General features: G+C 65.1%; 1 protein-coding gene. It reads right to left on the reverse strand.

Features of this window, described 5'->3' with window-relative positions; translation table 11 throughout:
* Window positions 1-1,110: potassium-transporting ATPase subunit KdpB (gene kdpB / locus L9Z73_RS30975; RefSeq protein WP_247408799.1), on the reverse strand; the 1,110-nt coding region annotated here is incomplete at both ends.

The raw sequence follows: 1,110 nt of genomic DNA on the forward strand, positions 1-1,110 counted from the left end.
GCCGGAGCGTCGTTGGCGCCGTCGCCGCACATCGCCACCAGTCGACCGTCGTTCTGTTCGTGGCGAATCCGCGCGAGTTTTTTCTCCGGGGTGGCTTCGGCCAACACGTCATCCACGCCGGCTTCAGCCGCAATCGCGGCCGCCGTCAGCGGGTTGTCGCCGGTGACCATCACGGTACGAATCCCCAGCTTGCGCAGCTCGGCAAACCGTTCGCGGATGCCGGGCTTGACCACGTCCTTCAGATGGATCGCACCGAGCAACTTGCCATCGGCGCACACCAGCAACGGCGTGCCGCCGCTCTGAGCGATCTTGTCGATTTCCCGCGACAGGGCCGGTTGCAGGTCGCTGCGGGGTTGACCGATAAACGCCAGCAGCGAGTCCACGGCGCCTTTGCGAAATACGCGGCCCTGATAGTCGACGCCAGACAAGCGGGTTTCGGCGGTGAACGGTACGGCGGTCAATTCCTCCAGTGAAGGTTCGGCCTGCGGGTGCAAGGCACGCAGGTATTCGACGATGGATTTGCCTTCGGCGGTGTCGTCCGCCAGGGACGCCAGCAGCGCGCCCTCGGCCAATTCCCGACCGCTCACACCCGGCGCCGCAACCACTGCCGAGCAGCGGCGGTTACCAAAGGTGATGGTGCCGGTCTTGTCCAGCAGCAACACATGCACGTCCCCCGCCGCTTCCACGGCGCGACCGGACTTGGCGATCACGTTGAGGCGCACCAGGCGGTCCATGCCGGCAATACCGATGGCCGACAGCAAGCCACCGATGGTCGTAGGAATCAGCGTCACCAGCAGTGCGACCAGGAACACCAAAGGCAAGCTGCCATTGGCGAAGTGGGCGAACGGCTGCAGGGTCACGACCACCAGCAAGAAGATCAGCGTCAGGCCGATCAGCAGGATATCCAGCGCCACTTCGTTGGGGGTTTTCTGGCGTTTGGCGCCTTCGACCAGCGCGATCATGCGGTCCAGCGTGGACTCGCCGGGGTTGGCGGTGATGCGGATCAGCAGCCAATCCGAAACCAGGCGCGTGTTGCCGGTGACGGCCGAGCGATCGCCGCCGGATTCGCGGATCACTGGCGCGGATTCGCCGGTGATCGCCGCTTCAACG

The sequence above is a fragment of the Pseudomonas emilianonis genome (genome assembly GCF_023072625.1).
GTDB classification, from domain to species: Bacteria; Pseudomonadota; Gammaproteobacteria; order Pseudomonadales; family Pseudomonadaceae; genus Aquipseudomonas; species Aquipseudomonas paraveronii.